Consider the following 23,549-nt stretch of genomic DNA (forward strand, 5'->3'; position numbering starts at 1 on the left):
TCGACCCCCTTCCTGACAGTTTTTACTCTCATAACGCCCCTACCCTAGGCAGGGGCGTTTCTGTTATGCTGCCGCGATAATCTTCGCGTGACTTCTTTTGATTCAACGGTGATCCCTCCATGGCAAAGCAACAGGAAGCAACGGATCTACAGCGTGCATTAAGCGCCTGTAAGGGTTCGTTTGTATCGGTGGGCTTTTTTAGCATGTTCGTCAATTTGCTGATGCTAGTTCCCCCCATGTACATGCTCCAAGTGTATGACCGCGTGCTCACCACGCAAAGTCTCGATACGCTGATCATGTTGACGCTCGTCGTCGTATTTCTATTTATGGTGATGGGCGGGCTGGAACTGGTACGTTCAAGGATGTTGGTGAGGATAGGGAACCGTTTAGATACCACTATCAATCAGCGCCTCTACAGCGCCATGTTTCGACGTAGCATAATGTCCCCTGGCAGCCAAAGTGCCCAGCCACTTAATGACCTGACCAGCTTGCGACAATTTCTTACCGGAAATGGCCTGTTTGCTTTTTTTGATGCCCCTTGGGTGCCGGTTTACCTAGGTATTCTGTTTATTTTCCACCCCTGGCTCGGGGTGTTTGCTACCTGCGCGGGGATTATTTTATTTGCGCTAGCGGTGGCTAATGAGAAGTCTACAAAAACCTTGCTTGCTGAAGCTAATAGTGAGCAGATTCAAGCGCAAAACCTAGCCAACTCTAACTTACGTAACGCTGAAGTGCTTCATGCAATGGGCATGCTGCCTGGCATTATGGGGCGCTGGTCAAAGCGCCATCATGAGTTTCTTGCTAAGCAGTCGCAAGCAAGCGACCGAGCAGGCGCGTTAACGAATACATCTAAAGTGATGCGCTTACTGTTCCAGTCATTGATTCTTGGCCTGGGTGCGCTCTTAGTGCTCAGAGGCGAAATGACCCCCGGCATGATGATTGCTGGTTCTATCCTTATGGGACGTGCGCTGGCCCCTATCGATCAAATGATAGGTGGCTGGAAAGGCTTTGTATCGGCGCGTGGTGCCTATGGCCGGTTAAACGAGCTTCTAGTACAGATTCCAGGCGAACAACCCCACATGTCGCTGCCTGCTCCCCAAGGTGTTGTTGATATAGAAAACGTAGCTGCTGCTCCTCCAGGTACGCGTATGGCCACCATCCGAGGCATCAATTTTAGTGTCGCTAAAGGTGAGCATGTTGGCATCATCGGCCCTAGTGCGGCAGGCAAATCAACGCTTGCCCGCGTGTTGCTGGGGATATGGCCAACACAGGTGGGCGACGTAAGGCTTGATGGAGGTGCAATTAATCAATACAACCGTGACGAGCTAGGGCCTTATATCGGCTATTTACCGCAAGATATTGAATTGTTCGATGGCACCATCAGCGAGAACATTGCCCGGTTTGGCAATGTTGACCCAGAGAAAGTCGTTGCAGCCGCCAAAAAAGCAGGCGTTCATGAAATGGTGTTGGAACTGTCAGATGGGTACGACACGATTATTGCCTCAAATAGCGGTGCACTCTCTGGTGGTCAGCGCCAGCGCTTAGGGTTAGCACGCGCCTTATATGGTAACCCAGTGTTGGTAGTGCTAGACGAGCCAAATGCCAATCTCGATGACGCTGGTGAACGAGCGCTGAGCCAAGCCATTGCTCAATTAAAAGCAGAAGGTACAACGCTATTTGTAATAAGTCATCGAACTAGCGTACTAAAAACAATGGACAAGCTTTTGGTCATGAAAGAAGGCCAAGTCAGTATGTTTGGCCCCCGAGACCAAGTACTTGCCCAGTTTGCCAAAAAGCCACGCCCTCAAGTAGGCCAACAGGGTTCAGCTCGCCTCTCCGCCATTTCAGGTGGTCGTGGTAGTGAGGAGTCGTAATATGAGCAGTCACAAAGATCAGCTCCCAGCCAAAAGCGAAATTGATGTAACGCCACAAGGCCCTGCTACCATTGAAGGTGAGGCTCAAGAGAAGTTACCAACCAGTGATAAAGGCTATCGTAAGCTCGGTTACGCTATTCTAGGTATAGCGCTTGGTGGGTTCGTATTGTGGTCTGTGACAGCTTCATTGGCGGTAGCTGTGGTAGCCCCAGGTAATGTATCCATGGAGTCGTTTAAGCGCACGGTGCAGCATCTTGAAGGTGGCATTGTGCGAGAGCTTTTGGTGGAAGATGGCGACAAAGTAGAGGCCGGGCAGCCTCTAGTTATATTGAGCGATACTCAGGTGCGCTCGCAACTTGAAATTGCTCAATCTCAATACTATATAAACCGAGCGATGGAAGTGCGTTTACTAGCAGAACAGCAAGGCGCCGAAACGCTTGAGATGCCCGAAGAGCTGATGTCGGTGGATAACGATAGGATCCAGCAGGTAACAGCTGTTCAGCAAAGTTTGTTTCATGCGCGCCGTCAATCGCTGCTCAGTACACTAGACTCAATGGATCAGCAGATCATTCAAATGCAAGAGCAGATTGATGGTCTAGAAGCGCGTGAACGAGTTAATAACCAGCGCATTAACTCATTGCGTTCAGAAGCGGAAGACTTCCGTTCATTGTATCGCGAAGGCCTCGGCGACAACCAGCGCCTGCGCGAACTCGAGCGTCAAGTGTTGCAATACGAAGGCGACAATGCTGAGTTCCAATCTAATATTGCTCAGCTTCGTTCGCAAATCAGCGAAATTCGTATGCAAAAAGAGATCACTCAACAGGAGTTTCAGGCCGAAGTAGGTGAACAGCTGCGCAATGCTCAAGCGCAAATAGCGGAGGCGGAGGAGCGTATTACCTCGTTGACCGACCAAGTCAATCGAACCGTTGTGAGCGCCCCGGTTTCGGGTACCGTGGTGGGCCGTCAAGTTCATACAGTCGGTGCCGTTATTCGACCTGGGGATCCCATCATGGAAGTGGTTCCGTCAGATGACGGCTTTGTGGTGGAAGCGCGTGTTCCAACGCGTGATATCGATAACCTCTTCATAGGCCAGCTTGCTGAAATTCGTTTTTCCGCTTTCAACCAGCGACTAACAAATGTAATTGATGGTGAGATTATTCACATCAGCGCCGATAGTTTCGAAGATGAGGCGACCGGTCAGAATTACTATAAAACGCGCATTCGGGTAACTGATGAAGGAAAAGAGGACATGACGGAGCAAATGCACCTGCTTTCAGGTATGCCTGCTGAAGTCATGATCCGTACTGGTGAGCGTACTTTTGCTAGTTACATCGCCAAACCAGTTACTGACATGCTATCGCGCGCTATCCGGGAGGATTAATGACACGGACGACACCTTTTAACCTGAGTGCGCTTGTACTTGCAGTTGCGCTGCTTAGTCAGCCGGCATTGGCACAAAACGATGTTACCGCAGATGATCAAGCGCTTACTGAACTAGAAGCGTTGGCTAATTCGGAGTCACAACCCCAAACGCTGCCATCATTGCCTGAGCTATTTGCCCGGGCACTGCGTCACGACTCAGACCTTACTCGTCAGCGATACGAGCTAGATGCTACTCAAGAAGAAGTACCTATGGCCCGCTCACAGCTGCTGCCCCAAATCAGCGCAACTGGAGGGTATTTATGGCAAGATTCTACAAATATCCAAACCGTTGGTGATGAAGATTTGGGTCAACCCGCAACAAGGCCCGGCGAAATTGATGAAACTTACTATCAAGTTCAGCTACAGCAACCACTTTTCAGCCTAGAGCGCTGGAGGAAAATGGATGTTGCCAGTGCTCAGGTAAGTGCTGCTGAACTACAGCTTGCCGTTGTAGAACAAGAGCTGGCGATACAGGTAAGCGAAGCTTATGTAAAAGCCTATTTAGCTGCACAGCGTTCTGGGCTGCTGGAAGCCCAGCAAAAGTCACTTGATCTGCAAGTCCGCCAAGCAAGTCGTGCGTTTGATTTAGGGGTGGGGAATCGAGTAGACCTATTGGAAGCCCAATCCAGGTATGATCAGGCGGTATCCGATGCTGTTGAGGCAGAAAACGAGCTAGATAATGCTTTAAGCGAATTAGAGCGCCTCACTGGCGTGATGCCCGAATTTCAAAGCTCTGCGCCTGGCGAACTTACGACGGTTACCCTCAATAATGATATTGGTGATCCCGAAGCGTGGATCGCCCGCACTAATCAAAACTTGAATGTCCTATATGCTAGCGAAGAGCAACAGGTCGTCCAGGCTGATAGTAGCGTCAGGCGCTCTGGTTACTACCCCGAGCTAAACCTAAATCTTAGTTATTCAGATCGGGTCAGTGACGATGAACTGAGAGAAAGCGAAGACTACCGGGCGAGCGTGGAATTAAGCGTACCTATATATCGTGGTGGCTACACTAATGCCAGCGTTCGGCAAGGTGAAAAGCGTATAGAGGCAGGGTTGGCTGCTCTCGATAATGAACGCAACCTTGCGATTCAAGAGGTGCGGCAGCGTATCAGAGCACTTAACGGTGGCGAACGTCGCTTGGAGGCGTTGAATCAAGCTATTTCATCGAGTCAACTGTTTTTAGATGCCGCCGAACGAGGTGAACAATTAGGACTACGCGATCTTGTCGATGTGCTTGATGCTCGTGCGAGTCTTTATGATCAGCGTATTCAGTACGTTGATACCGTGGGCAATTATGCCTTGGACACGCTGGCGCTGCATGCTGCAGTCGGGAGCTTGGAAAGCGATGACTTGGCTCGCATTATGGAGCTACTGGCCTCAATGTCCACATCAGCGCAGGTAGCTCGGTAGCCATCATACTATGGCCGTTATAAAAACAAGCCAAGGTAGTGAGTGGTTGCGTCGCGCGATGCGTTGCTTTGATGCGGGTATAGCCACGTTAGTAGCATTGGCTACTCTTTGGCTGATGCCCGATATCGACCACGATGGCAATGACTACCTTTTCTTGATACTTATTGGCAGTCTATTGCTACCCGCTGTAGGTGAGCTATTCGGGCTCTACCAGCCTTGGCGTGGGCGCAGCCTTTACACCATGCTCGGTATTTATCTTGTGACCTGGGTAGCGACTATTGCCCTGCTCAGCCTATTGCTTGTTGCCATTAAAGGCACACAGAGTTTCTCTCGTTTGTGGATGGGTGTTTCTGCATTATCGGTGCTAGCAGTGGGCAGTGTAATGCGTACGTTGCTGTACGGATACTTGAGGCGCCTGCGCGCACAAGGGCATAACTTAAAGCGAGTGCTGTTAATTGGTAAAAAGGATAATATCGCCCTATTAGAAAAAAAAGTCATTGAAACACCCCATGCGGGGTATGTAGTGGTAGGTCATTATATTGATGAAGACGACACGACTTTTTTTCACAAAATGGCTGCTTTCGCCCAAGAGAACATTTTTCAGCGCAATTTTGACGAAATATGGATAGGTTACCCCCTGGTTCAAGGTAATCGCGTGCGCCACTTAATGCGCCTGCTTGCCGGTATTCCCTCTAGTATTCGCTTTTTCCCCGACTTACCTGATATACGCTTGTTGAACCACCGTATTACGCAGGTGGCGGGCCTCTACTCATTAGAACTTAATTACACCCCGCTTAGTGGCTCCATGCGTTTTATTAAAGCACTGGAAGACCGCGTGCTAGGTCTAGTGCTCTTTGTGCTTTTTAGCCCGATAATGTTAGCAGTTGCAGCGGCAATTCGTTGGCAAATGGGTGGGCCGGTATTATTCAAGCAAGAGCGGCATGGCCTAGACGGAAAGCGCTTCAAAATTTATAAATTTAGAACCATGCGTCTGCACAAAAGCGATACAACGCAGCAGGCTACCTACGATGATGACCGTGTAACGCCATTGGGGCGCTTTTTACGACGTACCAGCTTAGATGAGTTTCCCCAGCTTTATAACGTACTACAAGGCCGAATGTCGCTTGTTGGCCCAAGGCCCCACGCCATGGATCACAACGACCACTATAAAGACCACATTGATATCTACATGCAGCGTCATCGCGTCAAGCCGGGTATGACAGGTTGGGCCCAGGTAAACGGCCTGCGGGGCATCACGGACGACGTCAAGTTGATGGAAAAGAGGGTAGAATACGATATTTATTATATAGAACGGTGGTCGTTGGGGTTTGATCTCAAAATACTCGCCATGACCATCACGCATGGATTTGTGAATCGACAGCCTTAGAGTAAGCGACCAATGAAGACGACAGGGACGTGGCGCTGGTGGTACGAAAAGCACGGGGCGATCACGGCAGTTGGTGCTGGCATTCTATCAGCACTTTTAGCTGTTTATTTTTACCGTGGCATGCTGGACCCTCGCGATGCTGATTGGCTTTTACACGAAGGTGATTCTTTTCAACATTACATTGGTTGGCAGTTTTTCCGTCAGGAGCCGTGGGGTTGGCCCCTAGGGGCCGTGAAAACGCTAGCCACTGAACTATCCACAAGTATTGTCTATACTGACTCAATACCGCTTTACGCTATTCCTCTAAAATTGTTCCACCACTGGCTGCCCGACACTTTTCAATATTTAGGGCTAGCCATTGTCATTAACTATTGTTTGAACGGTTTAGTAGCTTGTCGGTTACTACTGAGCGTCGGTGTTCCCGCCTATGCAGCGCTAGCTGGCGCATTGCTCATCAGCAGCTTGCCCATCGTTATTTTGCGCGGTATCGGTATTCAAGGCCACGAAGCCTTAACTGCGCATTGGATAATTCTAATCGCCATTGAGCTTACGCTGACAACCGAAAAACAACGCCTCAAGGGGGCCGCTTGTTGGCTGTTACTGCTCACAGTGGCTGTTTTGATGCATTTCTATCTTTTTTTTATGGCAGGCGTGTTTTGGGCGGTTTGGTGGTTATCGATTAGCTATAGGGTGGTGAAAGGGGCGATTGACGCAAAAAGCAAGCCAGTACGACAGCAAACAATGAGTGTGCTCTACAGCTATCAAGCGTGGTGGCTGATGGGGGTGGCGACACCCTGCATTATCCTCGTTGTGATGTGGGGGGCAGGCTACTTTCATTTAGATAGCCAAAGCGCCGCGTCGGGTGGCTACGGCTTTTATTCCGCTGAACTACTGACGTTTTTCAATCCGCGTTCATCGGCATGGTTTTTTAACGACAATTTTACGTCACTATCAGTGCTTTTTCCCGGCTGGCAGCCCGCTAAAGAAGGTCAATACGAAGGTATGGCCTATGTTGGCGCAGGTGTTTTGCTGCTGTGGTTAGCGCTGATAGTCAGCACCTGGTTTAATCGCGAGGTAAATCTAGCAAGCGTTAATGCAGTAAATAATGATGGCTACCATCAAGAAGCGTTAGTTGATCACCGCTGGCTACCAGCTTGGATAGCCTCCGTTGGCCTGTTTGGATTCGCTATGGCTGGAGAAGTATCGATAGGCCAAGGCAGTATTCCGCTCTACTACGACATGTTGTTTGAGCCGTTCAAAGATTATCTACGGTCAAGCGGTAGAATGGTATGGCCGCTACTTTACTTACTATTGGTTATTACGTTTATCCAGCTTGCCCAAAATATGAGAGCATGCTGGCTGTTACCGTTGCTGGTTCTAGCCATGGTGGTGCAAAGAGAAGATTTGCGCGAGCTTTACAGTTTCATGCGCAACAAGGTTAAAAATCAAGTCGAAGCCAGTCGTGTTGACCCCCGTGCTTACGACGTATTGAAGGATGACGAGTTAAGTCAGGTATGGGCATCACACGACAGCTTGATCGCCTTTCCAGCACATGACCTTGATGCCATTAAACCCTACTTGTGGTTGGCAGCAGAACACCATCTCTCGATCAACGTTGCCTACCTTGCCAGGGCAAATCAACAAATCATCGACGCAGCAACACAAACTTATCGCCGCCATTTGGCACAAGGTGAATTGCCCGAAGGGCATGTGTATTTGATAACCGACCACGAGCTCTCGCAACAAGCGTGTCGATTAGCCAGCTGGGCCTGTGTGACGCATGAAAACGTCACCATTCTATGGCAACCCGTTGCGGTTTCGTCAGGCCGTTACTCACCGTTGTCATCACAAGCCACCCAATAAAGGTTCGCATGGACGTTAATACTCCCCCTCTCATTACGCTTGTCGTTCCAGTGTTTAACGAGGTCGATACCGTAACGACCTTTGTTCAACGAGTGCACAGCGTGCTGGCCGACGCTCCGTGGCAGTGGCGTATTTTGATGGTTGATGACGGTTCAACAGATGGAACCCAGCGCGAGATAAAACGGCTATCTGAATGCTACGAAAGCGTTGGGTTTATTGCGCTAAGCCGCAATTTCGGTAAAGAAGCAGCGCTCTCGGCTGGCTTGCTCAACGCACATGGCGATGCGGCGGTGCCCATTGATGTGGATCTCCAGGACCCGCCCGAACTCATTCTGGAATTTGTCACGATTTGGCAGCAGCAGCGTGTCGATATGGTTTACGGTATTCGCAGCGAGCGCCCTGATGATACGGCCGCTAAGCGCCATTCGGCCAGTGGCTTCTATCGGCTTTTTAACCGTATTACTGAAACGCCAATCCCTGAAAACGCTGGTGATTTTCGTTTGATTGATCGTCGCATGATCGAAGCCCTGCGCTCAATGCCGGAGCGTAACCGCTTCATGAAAGGGCTCTATGCCTGGGTCGGTTATCGAAGTATTGGCGTTCCCTATCGGCGTCCCGCACGGCTGAAGGGAGAATCTAAATTTAATTATTGGAGATTATGGAACTTTGCCTTAGATGGCATGTTTAGTTTTAGTACGCTGCCGCTGCGCATATGGTCGTATATTGGCGGGCTCATCGCCTGCTTGGCGTTTATCTATATTATCATCATCATTAGCCAAGTGTTGTTTCTCGGGCGCGATGCGCCAGGCTATGCATCATTGATGACAGCTGTTTTATTTTTTGGCGGTATGCAGCTGCTCTCTATCGGTATTTTAGGTGAATACATCGGCCGTCTTTTTATTGAAAGTAAACAGCGGCCCTTATACATCGTGGCGGACACCAGTGACGAATACACCTCCACTCGCTGAACTATGGCAGATGCTGCGCTTCGGCCTTATTGGGCTAGCGGCATCAATGACCCATATCCTGGCGGCAGCGTTGATGATAATGGTATTCCCAGCGCTCCATGAGTTTATCGTCAATGCGCTGGCCTATAGCGTCGCCTTTGGCATCTCATTAGCAGGCCATCAGCGGGTTACTTTTCGTCGCAGTGCAAGTCTATGGCGCTTTACCGTCATGTCTCTCGCTGGATTTAGTATTAACAACCTAGTGCTAGCGGGTGCCTTAGGGGTGGGGGTAACCGGGCTTTGGGCCATCGCCACGGCGGTGGTAGTCGCCGCTGTGGCAAGTTACGTGCTAGCACGGTGTTGGGTATTCACCCAGTAATACCAGCCCCTTTTTGATGTTTGTAAAATACGTTTTCGAGGAAAATATGGTTATACCGGTGATTTTATCTGGCGGCTCTGGTTCGCGCCTTTGGCCTGTATCGCGTGAGCATTATCCAAAGCAGTTTCTGAATTTGCATAAAGACAACGTCAGTTTGCTTCAGGAGGCGGCGCTACGTCTAAAAGGTGTCACCAACGCAGGTGACCCCATCATCGTATGTAACGAGGAGCACCGTTTTTTAGTTGCTGAGCAAATGCATCAACTCGGCTTTAAGAAGAGCCAAATCATTCTGGAGCCCTGCGGTAGAAACACAGCTCCCGCATTAGCGCTTGCCGCATTAGCAGTAGCCAAAACCGACCCGGAAGCCGAGTTACTGATAATGCCTGCTGACCATGTCATTAAAGACGTAAAGGCATTTGCTGACGCCGTAGAAAAAGGCCGCTTACTGAGTCAGCAAGATAAGTTGGTAACCTTCGGTATTGCGCCAACCTCGCCGCACACAGGCTATGGCTATATAAAACGTGGGCAGGCGCTGGAGGGAGGTTTTAGCGTTGAGGCCTTTGTCGAAAAACCTGATCTAGGGGTAGCAGAAAGCTACTTAGCCAGCGGCGACTATCTATGGAACAGTGGCATCTTCTTGTTCAAGGCTAGCAATTATTTAGCTGCTCTCAAAGCTTATGCCCCCGACATTTTGACCAACTGCCAGGCCGCTTATGAGCAGCGCTCAGAAGACATGGACTTTCTGCGTGTTGCCGAAGAAGCCTTTGCACAGTGTCGCAGCGAATCCATTGACTATGCTGTAATGGAGCATACTAATCAGGCGGCCGTTGTGCCCATGTCTCCAGGGTGGAGTGACATAGGCGCCTGGGACGCGCTCCACGAGCTGCGCTCCAGCGAGGATAAAGAGAACGGCAATGCAATACATGGTGATGTAATGCTCCATGAAACCAACGACAGCTTGGTATATAGCGAATCTCGCTTAGTGGCGGCAGTGGGGGTTAATAACCTGATTATTGTCGAAACAGACGACGCAGTGCTGGTAGCCGATCGTCGTCAGGCGCAAAATACCAAATTAATTGTTAATGCCCTTAAGGCAGCGGGACGAAAAGAGTGTCAGTCGCATCAGCAGGTTTATCGCCCCTGGGGGCATTACCGCACCATGGTGTTAACGGATAGCTTTCAGGTCAAAGAAATTGTCGTTAAACCAGGTGGTCAACTTTCGTTGCAAATGCACCATCACCGTGCCGAGCACTGGGTTGTGGTTCAAGGCACTGCCCAGGTAACCCAAGGCGAAGGTCATGGGGACGTCTCTAATTTACATAGTTTCCTGCTTTCCGAAGATGAATCCACCTATATACCATTGGGAACTGTACATCGCCTGGAAAACCCTGGCGTGATTCCTCTCAAACTTATTGAAGTGCAAACGGGATCCTACCTTGGGGAAGACGACATTGTGCGTTACAACGACAAGTATGGGCGAGAGTAGAAGGCGGGCGAAAGCATGTTCTTTACACAATCCGTCGGTGTGTTTGCCAGAACTATCGCAGTTGGAAATGACTTCTCCTGCAGTATTCGATAACGAGCGCTAGGGCAGGTTGAAGCGAAGGTCTTTCGCCCAAGGACGGTGAAAATAGCGCTCAAGAACGCGTTAACAACGCCCTCAAGGATCTCTGTCCTCAACACAGCGATGTGCAAATCACCAACGGCACTAGCTCTGGTTGTTTGCCGTATTCACTGGAGCTAGTGCCATGCTTACTTTAAGCTATGGCGCTTTATTCCGTTCGACATGGAAAGCTGTCCATCATGCAAGTAGCCCCTACACGTTTTCGGCACCTTCGCGTCGCCATTGTACATGACTGGTTGGTGGTTAATGGTGGGGCTGAAAAAGTGCTCAAAGGGTTGGCAGAAGTCTTCCCACAAGCTGAAATATTCACCTTAGTGCATACGCTTGAGCGCGCTAGCATCCCATGGTTAACCCAGCACCGTATTCATACTAGCGGTCTTCAACGTCTACCCTTCATTAGTCGTTTTTACCGCCATTGTTTACCACTGATGCCCTATGCCATTGAGCAGTTCGACCTGCGCGGCTTTGATCTGGTCATCTCCTCTAGCCACGCAGTGGCAAAAGGCGTGATCACACATCCTGGTCAAACCCATATCTGCTATTGCCATACGCCGATGCGTTACGCCTGGGATATGAAAGAGGCTTACCTGGAAAATAGCCACTTTCGGTTGCCAGGCATGACTGCGTATGTGCGTAAAACGCTTAAGCGCCTGCGCCAATGGGATTACTTTACGTCCACCCAGGTGGATTTCTTTCTAGCTAACTCCCACAACGTCGCACAGCGTATTGCCAAGTATTACCGCCGCGACGCAGATGTGCTCTACCCACCGGTAGACACCGACAGCTTTACATTACATATCGGCCAGAGGGAGCCCTACTACCTGGCGGCATCACGGCTTGTGCCTTATAAACGCATGGATTTGATCATACAAGCCTTTGCCCAGGATCCATTAAAACGCCAACTGAAAGTGGTTGGTGACGGACCTGAGTTTCAGCGCTTAAAACGGCTGGCAGAAGGAAGCCCGCACATTGAGCTTATAGGCTACCTGCAAGGGGAAAAGCTGCATCAGCTTATGCAACGCGCCCAGGCCTTTGTATTCGCTGCTGATGAGGACTTTGGTATTGTGCCACTGGAAGCTCAAGCCTGCGGTACGCCGGTCATTGCTTATGGGCATGGAGGCGCTCTTGAAACTGTCAAAGGTTTGGAGCATCACCAGCAAGCCACCGGTGTTTACTTTACTGAGCAAACTGTAGCGAGCCTAAGCGCGGCTATCGAGGCATTTGAGGCGCACGAATTCTCGCCGCAGGCTTGCCGCCTCCAAGCTGAGGCATTCAGCAATGCCGTGTTTACCCAGCGTCTGGAAACACTCGTGAGTGAAAAGCTCAACTAAACGTCCAAGAAGTACCGCTGAAACGTACCTTATTACCAAGGAGTGACGTGTGATTCAGATTGCCGTCAAACGAGTGCTGCGCCCCGTAGTGAAAAAACTGATCAGCTATCCACTAATTAGGCGCTTGGGGCAGCGCATACTTCAGCCCTTTCCAAAGCTAAAAGGCTGGGTGATTCGTCTAGTCCAGGCAGGTACATTCGGAGGTGGAGTAACGCCAAATCGCACCGAAGGCTATGGAGAACGTCAACAGCGTTTAATGAACGGGTTGGAACAGCGTAGGAAGCCGCATCTGCATGAATAACGATACCCTTTATATAGTTGATGCCCGTAAGAAATCACAGTTCAACCAGCTAGAGGATTGGCTGGTGGCATTGTCAGAGGTTTTCACGCCAGATAATCCTGCTGGCAGCGCTCACGTTTTGCTGCTTGGTTTTGATGAAGTTAGTCTGGTTGCCTGCCACCGCCATCTGTTTCGCCTTGGCGTGGCTCCTAGAAGGTGTCACACGCTGTTGCCCGACCAGGAAGAAACGCTGGCATCGGTGAGTGCCGCTTTGCCTGATATCGTTGTACAGCATATGATTAATGCGTTGATGCCCTCAGCGATAATAGATATTGCCACGGGTGAAAGGCGACTGGCGCTCGAACTGACGTCTACGCCTTCAAGTATTGATGCTGACAGACCGACGCTGGCCTTTATTTCGCCACTGCCGCCTCAAACAACGGGCATCGCCAACTACAGTGCAGAATTACTACCTTATCTAGCCACGCATTTTACTATTACGCTGGTAGTTGATCAGCCCGAAGTAGATCGCGAGCTAAGCAGTGTTTTTGAATGTATCAATGCTGACACTTTTCTGCAGCGAGCTGAATCCTTCGATTACACCCTTTATCAGGTGGGGAATTCACTTTACCATGCCTACCAATTCGGTTTGCTACAGCGGCATCCGGGGATTGTGGTCTTGCACGATTACTTCCTGTTTGATGCTGTTTGGTGGCTTAACGAAAGCGGTTTGAAGCCTGACGCGCTAGTACAGCAGCTTTATATTGATCACGGCTACCCGGCACTGCTGGCACATGCCGAGGCGGCACAAAATGCGCGTGGAGCGGAGCAATACCCAGTGAATGGTATGGTAACTCGCCCAGCAGGTGGTTTGATTTACCACTCCGCCTTTGCCCGCTCATTGGCCGAACGGTGGCAGCAAGGGCAAGCCGGTCCAACGTATTTAATTCCGCATTTACGCCAACTCCCAGCCCCCTTTGACAAGCAGGCTGCTCGCAAGGTGCTGGGAATCGCCAGCAATGAGCGAGTCATTGCCAGTTTCGGCGGCATTAACCCCAAAAAACTGTCCCATCTTTTACTGGACGCCTTTTTAGGTGATCTCGAAGAGAGCGAGCCGCCGTTAGTCAATGCCACGAGCCAGCCGGTGCGACTGGTCTTGGTAGGTGCGCAGCACAGCGGTGAGTACGGCCATACGCTAGCGCGTCGGATTAAGCGCCATCCCTTTGGTTGCCAAGTGACTGTCACTGGCTATGCTTCTCGCCAGGAATACCAGCGTTGGCTGCAAGCCGCCGATATCGCCGTACAGCTACGCACCCAGTCTCGTGGTGAGACATCAGGCGCTATTATTGATGCGATGGCCCATGGACTAGCAGTGATTGCCAACGCCCATGGCAGCAGTGCGGAACTGCCTTCGCAAAGTCATTGGCAGTTGGCCGATGACCCCGAGCAGCAACTGTTAGCACCGCTGCGTCAAGCGCTTTGTCAGCTAATTGCTGATGATGACGAGCGTGAACGGCTGGGACAGGCAGGGCGGGCTTACGTGACCACCATGCTGGCACCAGAGCGGGTGGCCGAGCAGTATCGGCATGCGATTTTGGAGGCACCACTGATCGCGCCCCGTTACCAGTACGAACGATTTCTTGACCAACTGGCAGCGCACGAGCCGCTAAGTGACAAGTTGCAAGAGGCTGAGTCTGCCAAGCGACTAACAAAAGTGCTAAGCGAGGTGGATACCACACCCGATGAAAACGCACCGCGGCTACTGTTTGATGTTAGCACTATTGCCTGGGAAGACCTTAAAACCGGGATTGAGCGCGTTACCCGCCGAGTAGCCGACTATCTTCTTCGTTACCCACCTGCCGGTTGGCGGATAGAGCTGATTCGCTGGGGGGGGGATGATTTCTATCTTGCCCGCGGTTTTGCCAGCCAACACTTAGGACTAGCGCCACCGGGCCCCGATGTGCCAGTAGAAGCACGCCCCGGCGATCGCTATGTATCCTTGGAGTGGGCGCCGCCGCTACTCAAGCAGGCAGGTCACATTATGCGCCGAATGCGTGCCAGCGGCGTTAGGTTTTATTTTACTGTGCATGATTTACTGCCTTTATCACTGCCTGCATGTTTCCCTGAACATATTCCAGCGACGATGAAGGAATGGTTTACATCGGTCAGTGAGCTGGCAGATGGCATTACTTGTGTCTCTCGCCAAGTAGCCGAGGAAGTTGATGCCGCGCTCGATCGGCAGGGCTTTCAGGAAGGGCAGCGGCCCTGGGTCAAGCACTTCCACCTTGGAGCCGATTTTCAACCACCTACGAGCGCGGTATTAAGCACAGCAGAGCAACAATGGTTGCAACCGCTGGCTAGGTGTCGTGGGCCGATCCTATTAATGGTGGGCACCATTGAACCGCGCAAGGGGCATCAACAAGTGCTAGACGCGATGGAGCAATGCTGGGCGGAATGCACTGATATTAATCTGGTGGTGGTGGGCAAGCAAGGCTGGCAGGTAGAAGGCCTGGTTCGCCGCATCAAACGGCATCCGAGGCGTGGCCAGCAGCTGTTTTGGGTGGAAGGTGCCAGCGATACGCTGCTGGAAGAGCTCTATCGGCGAAGCGATGTGCTTGTGGCAGCCTCTTACGGTGAAGGGTTTGGGCTGCCACTGATTGAGGCTGCTCGCCAGGGTATTGCTATTTTCGCCCGAGATATTCCGGTTTTCCGCGAGGTCGCGGGTGACTATGCGACTTACTTCGACGCCGATACACCTCAAGCGCTAGCGCAGGCGCTGCAAGACTGGGCTAGCGACTGGCGGGAAGGTCATACGATTGCTTCTGATGGCATGCCTTATCTCGGCTGGCAGCAAAGCAGCGAGCAGTGGTTAGCTGCGGTGCTTGGAGACCAATTATTAACCGAACAATGTTCGTCAGAAAACACAGCGACCTATCCAAGGAGCCATGCCCATGGCATTGCCAGGTAACCGCGAGATGCGTCCGTTATTGAAAAAACGAGTACGTCAAACCCTGAGCTGGTGGCGGCAGCATTTACCACTGATTATTCTGCTAACCCGCCAAGAGCTGGTGGATCGCCACAAAGGCTCGGTGCTGGGACGAATCTGGACGCTGCTCTCACCGCTAATAAATATTTTGGTCTTTGTGCTGATTTTTTCTGCCATTATGGGCGCACGGCTTGAAGGCTTTGGTGCCGAGGTGGAACGCTTCACCTACAGTATCTATCTGATCAGCGGCATTCTCGCCTGGACCGCCTTCGCCAAAAGCCTAAGCACCATAACCAACCTATTTATCGAACGCGCGGGCATGATCACCAAAGTGAATACATCGCTAGCCGCGCTGCCGCTCTCGGTACTATTGGCTGAAATTGTTGTTTACCTGATCAGCATGGGATTCTTCGCGGTATTCCTGCTAATGATCGGTTTTCCCATCGATTGGCACTGGCTGGCAATACCCGTGGTACTCACCCTACAACTGGGATTTACCTATGCGCTCGGCTTTTCGCTGGCAATTCTCGCCGTATATTTAAAAGATATTCGCGAAGGCGTTGCGGTGTTACTGCCGGTATGGTTCTGGCTGACACCGATTGTTTACGTTGACGACATTATACCTGACTGGGCGCTGGGGCTGATCAGCTTGAATCCCATGTTTCAGTTTATTGATGCCTATCGAGAGCTGATTTTATACCAGCGTCTTCCTGGGGCTACCGGGCTGCTGGCCATGCTAGCGGTAACACTTGTGTTACTGTACGTCGGATTTTGGTTGCTAAAACGCACCGAGCGCGACCTGCGCGACTCGCTTTGACGACGACGCCTATAGCACGTGTACAAGTACTTGAGTTAGCGACGTGTGTTAGCCATGTGTGCTAGCCGCGTGCAGCGTTTCTGGAGATAACAGTGATTGTTGTTAAAGACCTGCATAAATCCTTCAAATTGTTTGCCTCACCGCGCGAACGCTTGAAAGAAGCCCTTACTGGCAAGAGTCACCATACCCAGCATACCGCCTTGGACGGCGTCAGCTTCGAGGTGGCAGAAGGTGAAGTGCTTGGCGTATTAGGACGCAACGGCGCGGGCAAGTCGACGCTGCTAAAACTGCTCACTGGCGTATTGATGCCTGACGCAGGCAGCTTACAGATCGATGGTCGAGTAACCGGGCTTCTAGAGCTTGGTACTGGCTTTAATTCAGAGCTCAGCGGCATCGACAATATCACTATCAATGCACTGATGCTGGGTATGACGCATGGGGACATCGAGCGTCACAGAGACGCCATCATCGAGTTCTGTGAGCTAGGCGAGTATATCCATGAACCACTGCGGACATACTCCTCCGGCATGGTCATGCGGCTAGGCTTTGCCATTGCCATTCACGCCGATCCCGCCTGCTTTTTAGTCGATGAAGCGCTTTCGGTTGGAGATGGCTACTTTCAACAAAAGTGCATTCAGCGTATCCGCCAATTTAAGCAAGAGGGCGGCGCTATAATGTTTGTGTCCCACGACCTCAATGCAGTCAAAGTACTTTGCGACCGCGCGATTGTATTAGAAGGAGGGCGTTTAATTCATAACGGCGACCCGGAAGGCGCTGTTAATCATTACAACCGAATTATGGCCGAGCAGGCAGAAGGCGATGACCTGCGAGAAGGTGAATCCGGTGCCTTCGGTACCCAAGAAGTCGTGGTAACCCACTGCCATGTACAGGGGCAAGATAGCCAAAGCTCAATGCTTGCTAGTGGCGAAACACTGGAAATTCATTTGCGCTTAAAGGCCAGCGCTGCACTTGATGACATCGCCCTTGGAGTACTGTTGCGCGATCGGTACGGGCAGGATGTGTTCGGCCAAAATACCCATCAGCACAAGCAAACACTGGTCATGAGTGAAGGTGAGGAGCTCGATGTAGTAGTGCGTATTAAGGCCAACATCGCACCCGGCAAGTACACCCTCTCTGCCGCACTTCATTCAAGTGACCACCACCTGGAAAACTGTTACTGGTGGCATGACAGTCTCGATACCTTTGAAGTGGCGGGCTACCGGTTCAGCAAGTTTTCAGGTATGTGTCGCCTAGACTGCGCTTTTGAAATAGGCCGCCAGCATGACAAATGTTGAGCAGGATATAGACACGTTGGTTAAGCGTCTCAAAGATCAAGCGATGTTGGCGGATACACAAGATTCGCTGGCAATTGAAAGCTGGCTCTGGTTATGGCAGCAGCGCCTTGTGCCTATTTTGCAAACACAACAACATCGACTTTACGATCCTCGTGCGCCGCGCCTAGCCGAGCTATTGAGTGCTCATCTAGATGACCAGGCATTTGTCGAACGCGCCTATAGCTTCCTAATGGGGCGTATGCCAGACCAGCAAGGGGCTCGTTATCATAGCGAGCTTGCAGCCCGTGAAGGTCGAGTTGCCACGTTAATGATTCTGCTGCAAGCGACTGAAACCCAAGACTACATAAAGCAGGAGCGGCTAGAGTTGCCCCGTGGACTGCTCCGGCTCAACCGCTGGCATCGGCGGTTAACGGCGCTGTCTGGCGTTTGCCGTAGGGGGTTGTGGGGGTGGAAAGTGATTGTCAACTTACTGTGGCGCCGTTATCAACAACGCTGGAAAGAAGAGGGCGAATTTTATGATATTTTAGTTCATCAAGGGCAGCGCCGTGAGGAGTATCAAGCGTTAGCTATAACGCTCACTGAAATGGCTGATATACAACAAAAAATGATGACTCTCGGCATTGCACTGCCAGATACTTCACGACCGGGAGCATCATTATCACAAGCGGCATCATCGCAAGCAAAGCCACCGATTAAATGGCTAAGCGACGAACAGGCTGCTGCCATGATTAAACTGTTGCGCGATGCTCTACGAGGGTTAAAGGCCAACCACAAGGAAGCACCGTGAAGCTACTCGTGACAGCTAACCATACGCCTTTTATCGCCGGCGGTGCCAACTATCATGTGGAAGGATTAGTGGCGGCGCTAAGGCGTTATGGGCACCAAGTGGAATGCCTACGCCTACCGTTTCACTATGGCGAAACACAGATTGAACGCCAAATGATGTTTGCTGAGCAACTCGACCTTACTGCTCCAAACGACGTGTTGGTTGATCGTGTTATCAGCCTGCAATTTCCTACCTATGGCTTACACCACCACGCACATGTGGTTTGGTTAATGCATCAGCACCGCGTTTGCTATGAGCTTTACGACCCCAAACAGGCAAGTCCCGCACTGGCCGCATTAAAACCCCAGGTAGAAGCGTTTGACCGGCGCCACCTTAGTGGGGCCAAACACCTGTTTGCCAACTCCCCCCGTGTGGCCGAACGCTTGCACTATTATAACGGCTTAATGGCGGAACCGTTGTACCATCCTCCTCACCAAGCTGAACACTTTACCTGCGGTGATGACTGGGGCTATGCATTTTACCCTAGCCGACTGGAGCCGCTGAAACGTCAGATGCTATTGATAGAGGCCATGGCGAACACCCGGACGCCCATAAAGTTATTGCTCACCGGTGAAGGCAGTCAGCGTCGCCAGCTTGAAGAACTGATTGAGCGCTTAGGTTTGGGTAACCGAGTGCGGCTATTAGGGCATATTTCCGAGCAGGAGAAGCGCACACTATACGCCCATGCGTTAGCAGTAGCGTTTCCTCCCTTTGATGAAGATTATGGTTATGTCACATTAGAAGCAATGCTAGCCTCCAAGCCCGTCATTACCTGCACTGATAGTGGTGGCCCCACAGCATTTGTTGAGCACGGCGTGACAGGCTGGAAATGCGAACCATGCCCTCAGGCACTCGCTGCGGCGTTGGATGATGCTTATGCACACCGCGCTCAGGCTAAGCAAATGGGTAAGCAAGGCCGTGAGGCCTATTACGCGGAGAAAATTTCTTGGCATCAAGTTGTCACAAAGCTGGTATACAGTGAATAAATGGGGCGAACAAACGGTTGGGCGCTGAGCTCAAAGCGAGAACTGGATCGGTAGCTCGATACCGCAGCAGTGGTTGCGTTGGGTCAGTTATTTGTCAAAAAAAAGCAATAAAACGCCCAGCGGAATTTGACCTAAAGGCTCAAGTAGCTATTTTGAGACGAGTTTATGCACCAAGTTAAAGAGGGCGCCTTCTCAATCTAAGTATTGCAAGAATTGCTCGCATCGCTTTATACTGATTATTAGCGATCAGTGTTCGAAAACGTGGAGTTTAGTAAAAAACTCCACGCGAGGGTTCTGACACAGCTGGCTCGACGTTAGCGCGAAAACCTAAAACGGGTTCCCTGTAGTAGGTTTTGACGTTGAGTGCTTATTGTAGTAGGTGTTCACACGGGTAGCCTGTGTTGCTTTTGCAACCTTGCCACGGTCACAGCAATTGACTTATCTTGATGTGTGACATTACATTAGGCGTGTTCCAGTTGATGTTAGTAGTGTAGGAGGATCAGCCAATCTGCTTAGTCAGTACGCTGAAAACTATGCTATTTAAGGAACCTAAAAATACCTTGAGCGCTCAAGGTGATAAGAGCCGCCTTTGTAGGTGGTATCTTTCTTAAGCAAGGAGACTATAGTCCCATGGCAACACAAGAGAATTTGAATCTGGCTCAACAATTATACGTAGCCTATTATGGCCGCCCTGCTGATGCAGAGGGTCTAGAATTCTGGGCAGAGGAAATTGAAGCCCGCGGCGCGCAAGCAGTTGTTGGTGCTTTCGGTACTTCCGAAGAGTACACCACTCGTTTTGGCGACCTTGAAAACGAAGAACTGGTAAACGGCATTTATCAGCAGTCTTTTGGTCGTGATGCTGACGCTGAAGGCCTGGCTTTCTATGTAGAGAAGTTAGAAAGCGGTGAGCAAGATTTGGCGAGCATTGCATTAACCATCGTACAGAATGCAACCAACACTGATGAGCCAGATGCCGATACGCTGGCAAATAAAGTTGCTGCAGCCGACCTCTATACCGAAGCGGCAGGTGATGATCAGTCAGGCACCGCAGCTGATAACTATGCTGCTGAATTCCTAGCCGGAATTGACGCTAGCACTGACCTTGGCGAGTTGGACATCGCTGAAGTTGTTGCAGGTATTCCTCAGCCGACTGAACCTGAAGAGCCGACTGAGCCTTCTAATCCTGGCGAAACGTTCGTCCTGACTGAAGGTCGCGATAATTTAACTGGTACTGACGCAGACGACACCTTTGTGGGTCTCGTTGGTCAAAACCAGAACGGTGCCGTTTCCAACGCACTGTCTACTGGTGACATTCTTGACGGCGGCGCTGGTCGCGACAAGATTGAAGCTAGCCTGATTAACGATCAGAAAGTAGATGCTGGAGACGTTAATTTCGGTACTGATGCTTTATATGTCGCGCCGCGTACTACTAACATCGAAGAAACACACATCGAAGCATTGGATGGCGTGGTTCTGGATGCTGGTCGTATGGACAGCGTTGAAGAGTTCTGGTCTGACAACAGCGATCGTTCAGGTCTCTTCATTGATGACGTGCGTCTGGGTAGCAAACTGTCCGTCACCAAAGACATCACTTTCGGTATGCGCAGTGTTGATACTGATTCCGACCTGCGTGCTGCATTCGATACCAACTCGCTGACCAAAGAAGGTCCTCAGCAGAGCAACTCTCAGTTGATGGTTCGCGTTGCTGACGTAACCACCGCAACGCCTGAGACGCCGCTAACTAACGTTGAACTGACTATCGGTTTCAGCGTTGACGGTGAAGACTACGTTCTAGAAGACGTGCGCTCTACTGACGGTACTTATGCTGGCTTGCAAGAAGCTGTAAAAGCACAGTTGGACGAGCTGGGTCTTAATGGCTACAACGTTGAACTGGCTAACCCTTACAACCAAGTAACTGTAGCCGGTAACACTGTGAACCTGCCGTTCACTGCCCAGGAAATCCTGGTTACCGATCCAGAAGGTAACGCATTCTCTGACGTTAGCTTCGACTACAACAGCGTTGAGTCTGTTGACGACGAATTCCTGGTAGCCGGTACTGCACAGCCGGTTGAGCCGGACGTCAGCACTACCTTGATCGAAACCAACCTGATTCTCGACAACGCTGGTCGTGGCTCCACAGCTGGCGATGCCATCATCGGTGGTATGTCCAACTCTCAGAAAGTTATCGAGAAGCTGAACCTGGAAGTTGATCGTAGCAGCAAGGTAGACAATGTTCTTACTGCTCACGGCATGACTGCAGCTGGTCAATCTGAGCTTGTTGCTTTCGAACAGATCGAAGTAACTTCTGGTGCTGCTGAAGGCGACCTGTCTATCGAAAACGTAGGCAATGTCTACAACTTCGACGCTACTGCTTTTGCAGGCGAGAACCTTTCTGTAGCTGGTCAAGCAGGTTTGGATTCAACTGCTAATGACTGGGCGCCGAACGCTGAAAACAAGGCTCACGTCTATAACACCAGTGCCAGTAACGACAGCATCACTGTAGATTACTCCCTCGACAAAGCTGCTGAGTTCAACGGCTTCTCTTTGGGCATTAATACAGGTGCGGGTAACGATACTGTTCACACCATTGCTCAAGGCGCTGACGACTTCAGTCTGCCTAACCAGCAAGATCTGCAACACAACGTTGTGATCAATACTGGTGAAGGCGATGACGTTGTTTGGGCTGAAGGTGCAGGCGGTGTATTGATCAGCACTGGTGCTGGCAACGACACCATCTACAGCGACAACAGCGGCGCATCTATGATGAAGAACGATGGCGCTTTCGCTGCTACGTGGTTGGTTAACACTGTAAATACAGAGTTCGACGATCTACGCGGCAATGCGGCTGGCCTCTCTTCTGGTCAAACCACGCCTGCTGGCAACGATATTCCTGCTGTGCTTTACGGCGCTCAGCTGACTGTAACACTGGCCGGTGCTAGCCTTGGTGGTGCAGTAACTTCTGCTGCAGCTGATTCTTTCGACAATGGTTTCGAAGGTATCATCAACCTGAACGATATCCTGGGTGACCGCGTCTTCGGTGATCAGCGTGATATCAATGCTGCAATTGCACAGGTTGTTAACAACCATAAAGTGCTTAGCAAGCTGCTGGTTGCTGAAAACGGCCCAGACAACAGCCTCGTGATCCGTTCACAGGTTGATGGCCAGTTTGAAGCCGATGATCTGCAAATCACCTTGTCACCTGCTGGCGTAAGCGGCATGAGTGATTCGGCTAAAGGTCGTCTCGAGTCTGCCATCCGTGAAGAGTCTAATGACTCTAACTTCGACGGCACTGACGCTAACCTTCAAGCCGTATTGAATGGCTCTACCAGCGCTGCTCACGGTATTAACGGTATCGGTACTGGTGGTGGCGTTCAGGCTGACACCTATACTGGTACAGCCTCTACTGCTGACAACACCGGCAACGAAATCAATGCTGGTTCTGGCGGCGATGTTATCGTTCTGTCAACTAACGATGTCAGCAACGAAACCATCGTATTTGAAGATAACTTCGATCGTAACACCGTTGTTAACTTCGACGCCGACGGCACTAGCACTGGCGCTGATACTCTGGACTTCACTGCCTACTTAGGCAACGAAGAATTCCAGGGCAGCACTTCTGCAGAGTCGCGTGATACGTTCGCTACTGTTGGCGTTAACGGTGGAACTACCGTTACTGCTAACAACGTTATCACCATCAACGACTTTGCTGCTGGTACTGGTAATGCTGCAGATGAGACTTGGGGTGGCTTGACAGCAGAAAATCTGTTGGCTGCTATCCAAAACGGCAACAACGCTGGTTACGGCAGCATCGTCGACGGTACTCTCGACGTATCTGCCAATGTAGCTGACCTTGTTGGCAATACCGTTAAATCTGTAGTGATGATCGAGAACGATAACAACGCTGGCGAATACAAAGTGTTCGAACTGACCGGTTCTGGTGTCAACGACGCCAATACCGCCAACGAGTTCACTGATGCGTCGCTGGTTGGTATCGTTGATTTCGGTAACGAAATCGATGCTTCTGCTGTTAACCTTGCGTAATAGCGGACGCACTCCAGGTGTCGGTCTTGTACCGACATCTGGTTCCTAAACGTTATATCTTTGTTGATATACGTATGGGAT

At 50.9% G+C, this 23,549-nt stretch carries 16 protein-coding genes; all 16 read left to right on the plus strand.

The annotated features are described in order from the left end of the window. Positions 1-119: 119 nt before the first annotated feature. The 16 genes from HALTITAN_RS19270 (at position 120) to HALTITAN_RS19345 (ending at position 23,468) form a co-directional block, all read left to right on the plus strand. A complete protein-coding gene (locus HALTITAN_RS19270) occupies positions 120-1,874 on the plus strand; it encodes a type I secretion system permease/ATPase (RefSeq protein ID WP_009288091.1) in 1,755 nt (584 codons plus the stop codon). Between the two features lies 1 nt (position 1,875). Continuing rightward, entirely contained in the window at positions 1,876-3,255 is a 1,380-nt protein-coding gene (locus tag HALTITAN_RS19275; protein WP_039860168.1) for an HlyD family type I secretion periplasmic adaptor subunit, read from the plus strand. Continuing rightward, complete coding sequence (locus HALTITAN_RS19280; protein ID WP_009288093.1) at positions 3,255-4,706, plus strand: TolC family outer membrane protein; 1,452 nt, start codon at positions 3,255-3,257, stop codon at positions 4,704-4,706. Before HALTITAN_RS19275 ends, HALTITAN_RS19280 begins: the two co-directional genes overlap by 1 nt. Before the next feature lie 10 nt (positions 4,707-4,716). Next, positions 4,717-6,093: an undecaprenyl-phosphate glucose phosphotransferase gene (locus tag HALTITAN_RS19285; protein ID WP_009288094.1), complete on the plus strand. Its 1,377-nt coding sequence runs from the start codon at positions 4,717-4,719 to the stop codon at positions 6,091-6,093. Between the two features lie 12 nt (positions 6,094-6,105). Beyond that, positions 6,106-7,956, plus strand: a complete 1,851-nt coding sequence (locus tag HALTITAN_RS19290) for a DUF6311 domain-containing protein (RefSeq protein ID WP_039860169.1) — start codon at positions 6,106-6,108, stop codon at positions 7,954-7,956. Positions 7,957-7,964: 8 nt separating this feature from the next. After that, on the plus strand, positions 7,965-8,924 hold the full coding sequence (locus tag HALTITAN_RS19295; RefSeq protein ID WP_051052147.1) for a glycosyltransferase family 2 protein: 960 nt from the start codon (positions 7,965-7,967) through the stop codon (positions 8,922-8,924). Continuing rightward, positions 8,899-9,282: a GtrA family protein gene (locus HALTITAN_RS19300; protein WP_022519996.1), complete on the plus strand. Its 384-nt coding sequence runs from the start codon at positions 8,899-8,901 to the stop codon at positions 9,280-9,282. The genes HALTITAN_RS19295 and HALTITAN_RS19300 overlap by 26 nt, the downstream gene beginning before the upstream one ends. A 46-nt stretch (positions 9,283-9,328) precedes the next feature. Then, complete coding sequence (locus HALTITAN_RS19305; protein ID WP_039860171.1) at positions 9,329-10,768, plus strand: mannose-1-phosphate guanylyltransferase/mannose-6-phosphate isomerase; 1,440 nt, start codon at positions 9,329-9,331, stop codon at positions 10,766-10,768. Positions 10,769-11,085: 317 nt separating this feature from the next. Next, entirely contained in the window at positions 11,086-12,237 is a 1,152-nt protein-coding gene (locus HALTITAN_RS19310; protein WP_039860173.1) for a glycosyltransferase, read from the plus strand. A gap of 49 nt (positions 12,238-12,286) precedes the next feature. Further along, complete coding sequence (locus tag HALTITAN_RS19315; protein ID WP_039860174.1) at positions 12,287-12,538, plus strand: hypothetical protein; 252 nt, start codon at positions 12,287-12,289, stop codon at positions 12,536-12,538. Beyond that, positions 12,531-15,485 carry a glycosyltransferase gene (locus tag HALTITAN_RS19320; RefSeq protein WP_009288097.1) on the plus strand — a complete coding sequence of 985 codons (2,955 nt, stop codon included), beginning with the start codon at positions 12,531-12,533 and terminating at the stop codon, positions 15,483-15,485. The genes HALTITAN_RS19315 and HALTITAN_RS19320 overlap by 8 nt, the downstream gene beginning before the upstream one ends. Further along, positions 15,469-16,320, plus strand: a complete 852-nt coding sequence (locus tag HALTITAN_RS19325; RefSeq protein ID WP_159176464.1) for an ABC transporter permease — start codon at positions 15,469-15,471, stop codon at positions 16,318-16,320. The genes HALTITAN_RS19320 and HALTITAN_RS19325 overlap by 17 nt, the downstream gene beginning before the upstream one ends. Positions 16,321-16,412: 92 nt before the next feature. After that, a complete protein-coding gene (locus tag HALTITAN_RS19330; protein ID WP_009288099.1) occupies positions 16,413-17,615 on the plus strand; it encodes an ABC transporter ATP-binding protein in 1,203 nt (400 codons plus the stop codon). Further along, a complete protein-coding gene (locus HALTITAN_RS19335) occupies positions 17,602-18,402 on the plus strand; it encodes a hypothetical protein (protein WP_009288100.1) in 801 nt (266 codons plus the stop codon). The genes HALTITAN_RS19330 and HALTITAN_RS19335 overlap by 14 nt, the downstream gene beginning before the upstream one ends. Next, positions 18,399-19,427 carry a glycosyltransferase family 4 protein gene (locus HALTITAN_RS19340; protein ID WP_009288101.1) on the plus strand — a complete coding sequence of 343 codons (1,029 nt, stop codon included), beginning with the start codon at positions 18,399-18,401 and terminating at the stop codon, positions 19,425-19,427. The genes HALTITAN_RS19335 and HALTITAN_RS19340 overlap by 4 nt, the downstream gene beginning before the upstream one ends. A gap of 630 nt (positions 19,428-20,057) precedes the next feature. Then, positions 20,058-23,468 carry a DUF4214 domain-containing protein gene (locus tag HALTITAN_RS19345; RefSeq protein WP_039860178.1) on the plus strand — a complete coding sequence of 1,137 codons (3,411 nt, stop codon included), beginning with the start codon at positions 20,058-20,060 and terminating at the stop codon, positions 23,466-23,468. The last annotated feature ends 81 nt before the right edge of the window (positions 23,469-23,549 follow it).

Origin of the sequence: Vreelandella titanicae BH1 (assembly GCF_000336575.1) — a bacterium.
GTDB classification, from domain to species: Bacteria; Pseudomonadota; Gammaproteobacteria; order Pseudomonadales; family Halomonadaceae; genus Vreelandella; species Vreelandella titanicae.

Bases quoted from the DNA above. Each gene is read 5' to 3' on its own strand.
- HALTITAN_RS19335 (WP_009288100.1), top strand. From the start codon at position 17,602: ATGACAAATGTTGAGCAGGATATAGACACGTTGGTTAAGCGTCTCAAA.
- HALTITAN_RS19295 (WP_051052147.1), top strand. From the start codon at position 7,965: ATGGACGTTAATACTCCCCCTCTCATTACGCTTGTCGTTCCAGTGTTT.
- HALTITAN_RS19270 (WP_009288091.1), top strand. From the start codon at position 120: ATGGCAAAGCAACAGGAAGCAACGGATCTACAGCGTGCATTAAGCGCC.
- HALTITAN_RS19345 (WP_039860178.1), top strand. From the start codon at position 20,058: ATGGCAACACAAGAGAATTTGAATCTGGCTCAACAATTATACGTAGCC.
- HALTITAN_RS19275 (WP_039860168.1), top strand. From the start codon at position 1,876: ATGAGCAGTCACAAAGATCAGCTCCCAGCCAAAAGCGAAATTGATGTA.
- HALTITAN_RS19285 (WP_009288094.1), top strand. From the start codon at position 4,717: ATGGCCGTTATAAAAACAAGCCAAGGTAGTGAGTGGTTGCGTCGCGCG.
- HALTITAN_RS19310 (WP_039860173.1), top strand. From the start codon at position 11,086: ATGCAAGTAGCCCCTACACGTTTTCGGCACCTTCGCGTCGCCATTGTA.
- HALTITAN_RS19280 (WP_009288093.1), top strand. From the start codon at position 3,255: ATGACACGGACGACACCTTTTAACCTGAGTGCGCTTGTACTTGCAGTT.
- HALTITAN_RS19325 (WP_159176464.1), top strand. From the start codon at position 15,469: ATGGCATTGCCAGGTAACCGCGAGATGCGTCCGTTATTGAAAAAACGA.
- HALTITAN_RS19305 (WP_039860171.1), top strand. From the start codon at position 9,329: ATGGTTATACCGGTGATTTTATCTGGCGGCTCTGGTTCGCGCCTTTGG.
- HALTITAN_RS19320 (WP_009288097.1), top strand. From the start codon at position 12,531: ATGAATAACGATACCCTTTATATAGTTGATGCCCGTAAGAAATCACAG.
- HALTITAN_RS19290 (WP_039860169.1), top strand. From the start codon at position 6,106: ATGAAGACGACAGGGACGTGGCGCTGGTGGTACGAAAAGCACGGGGCG.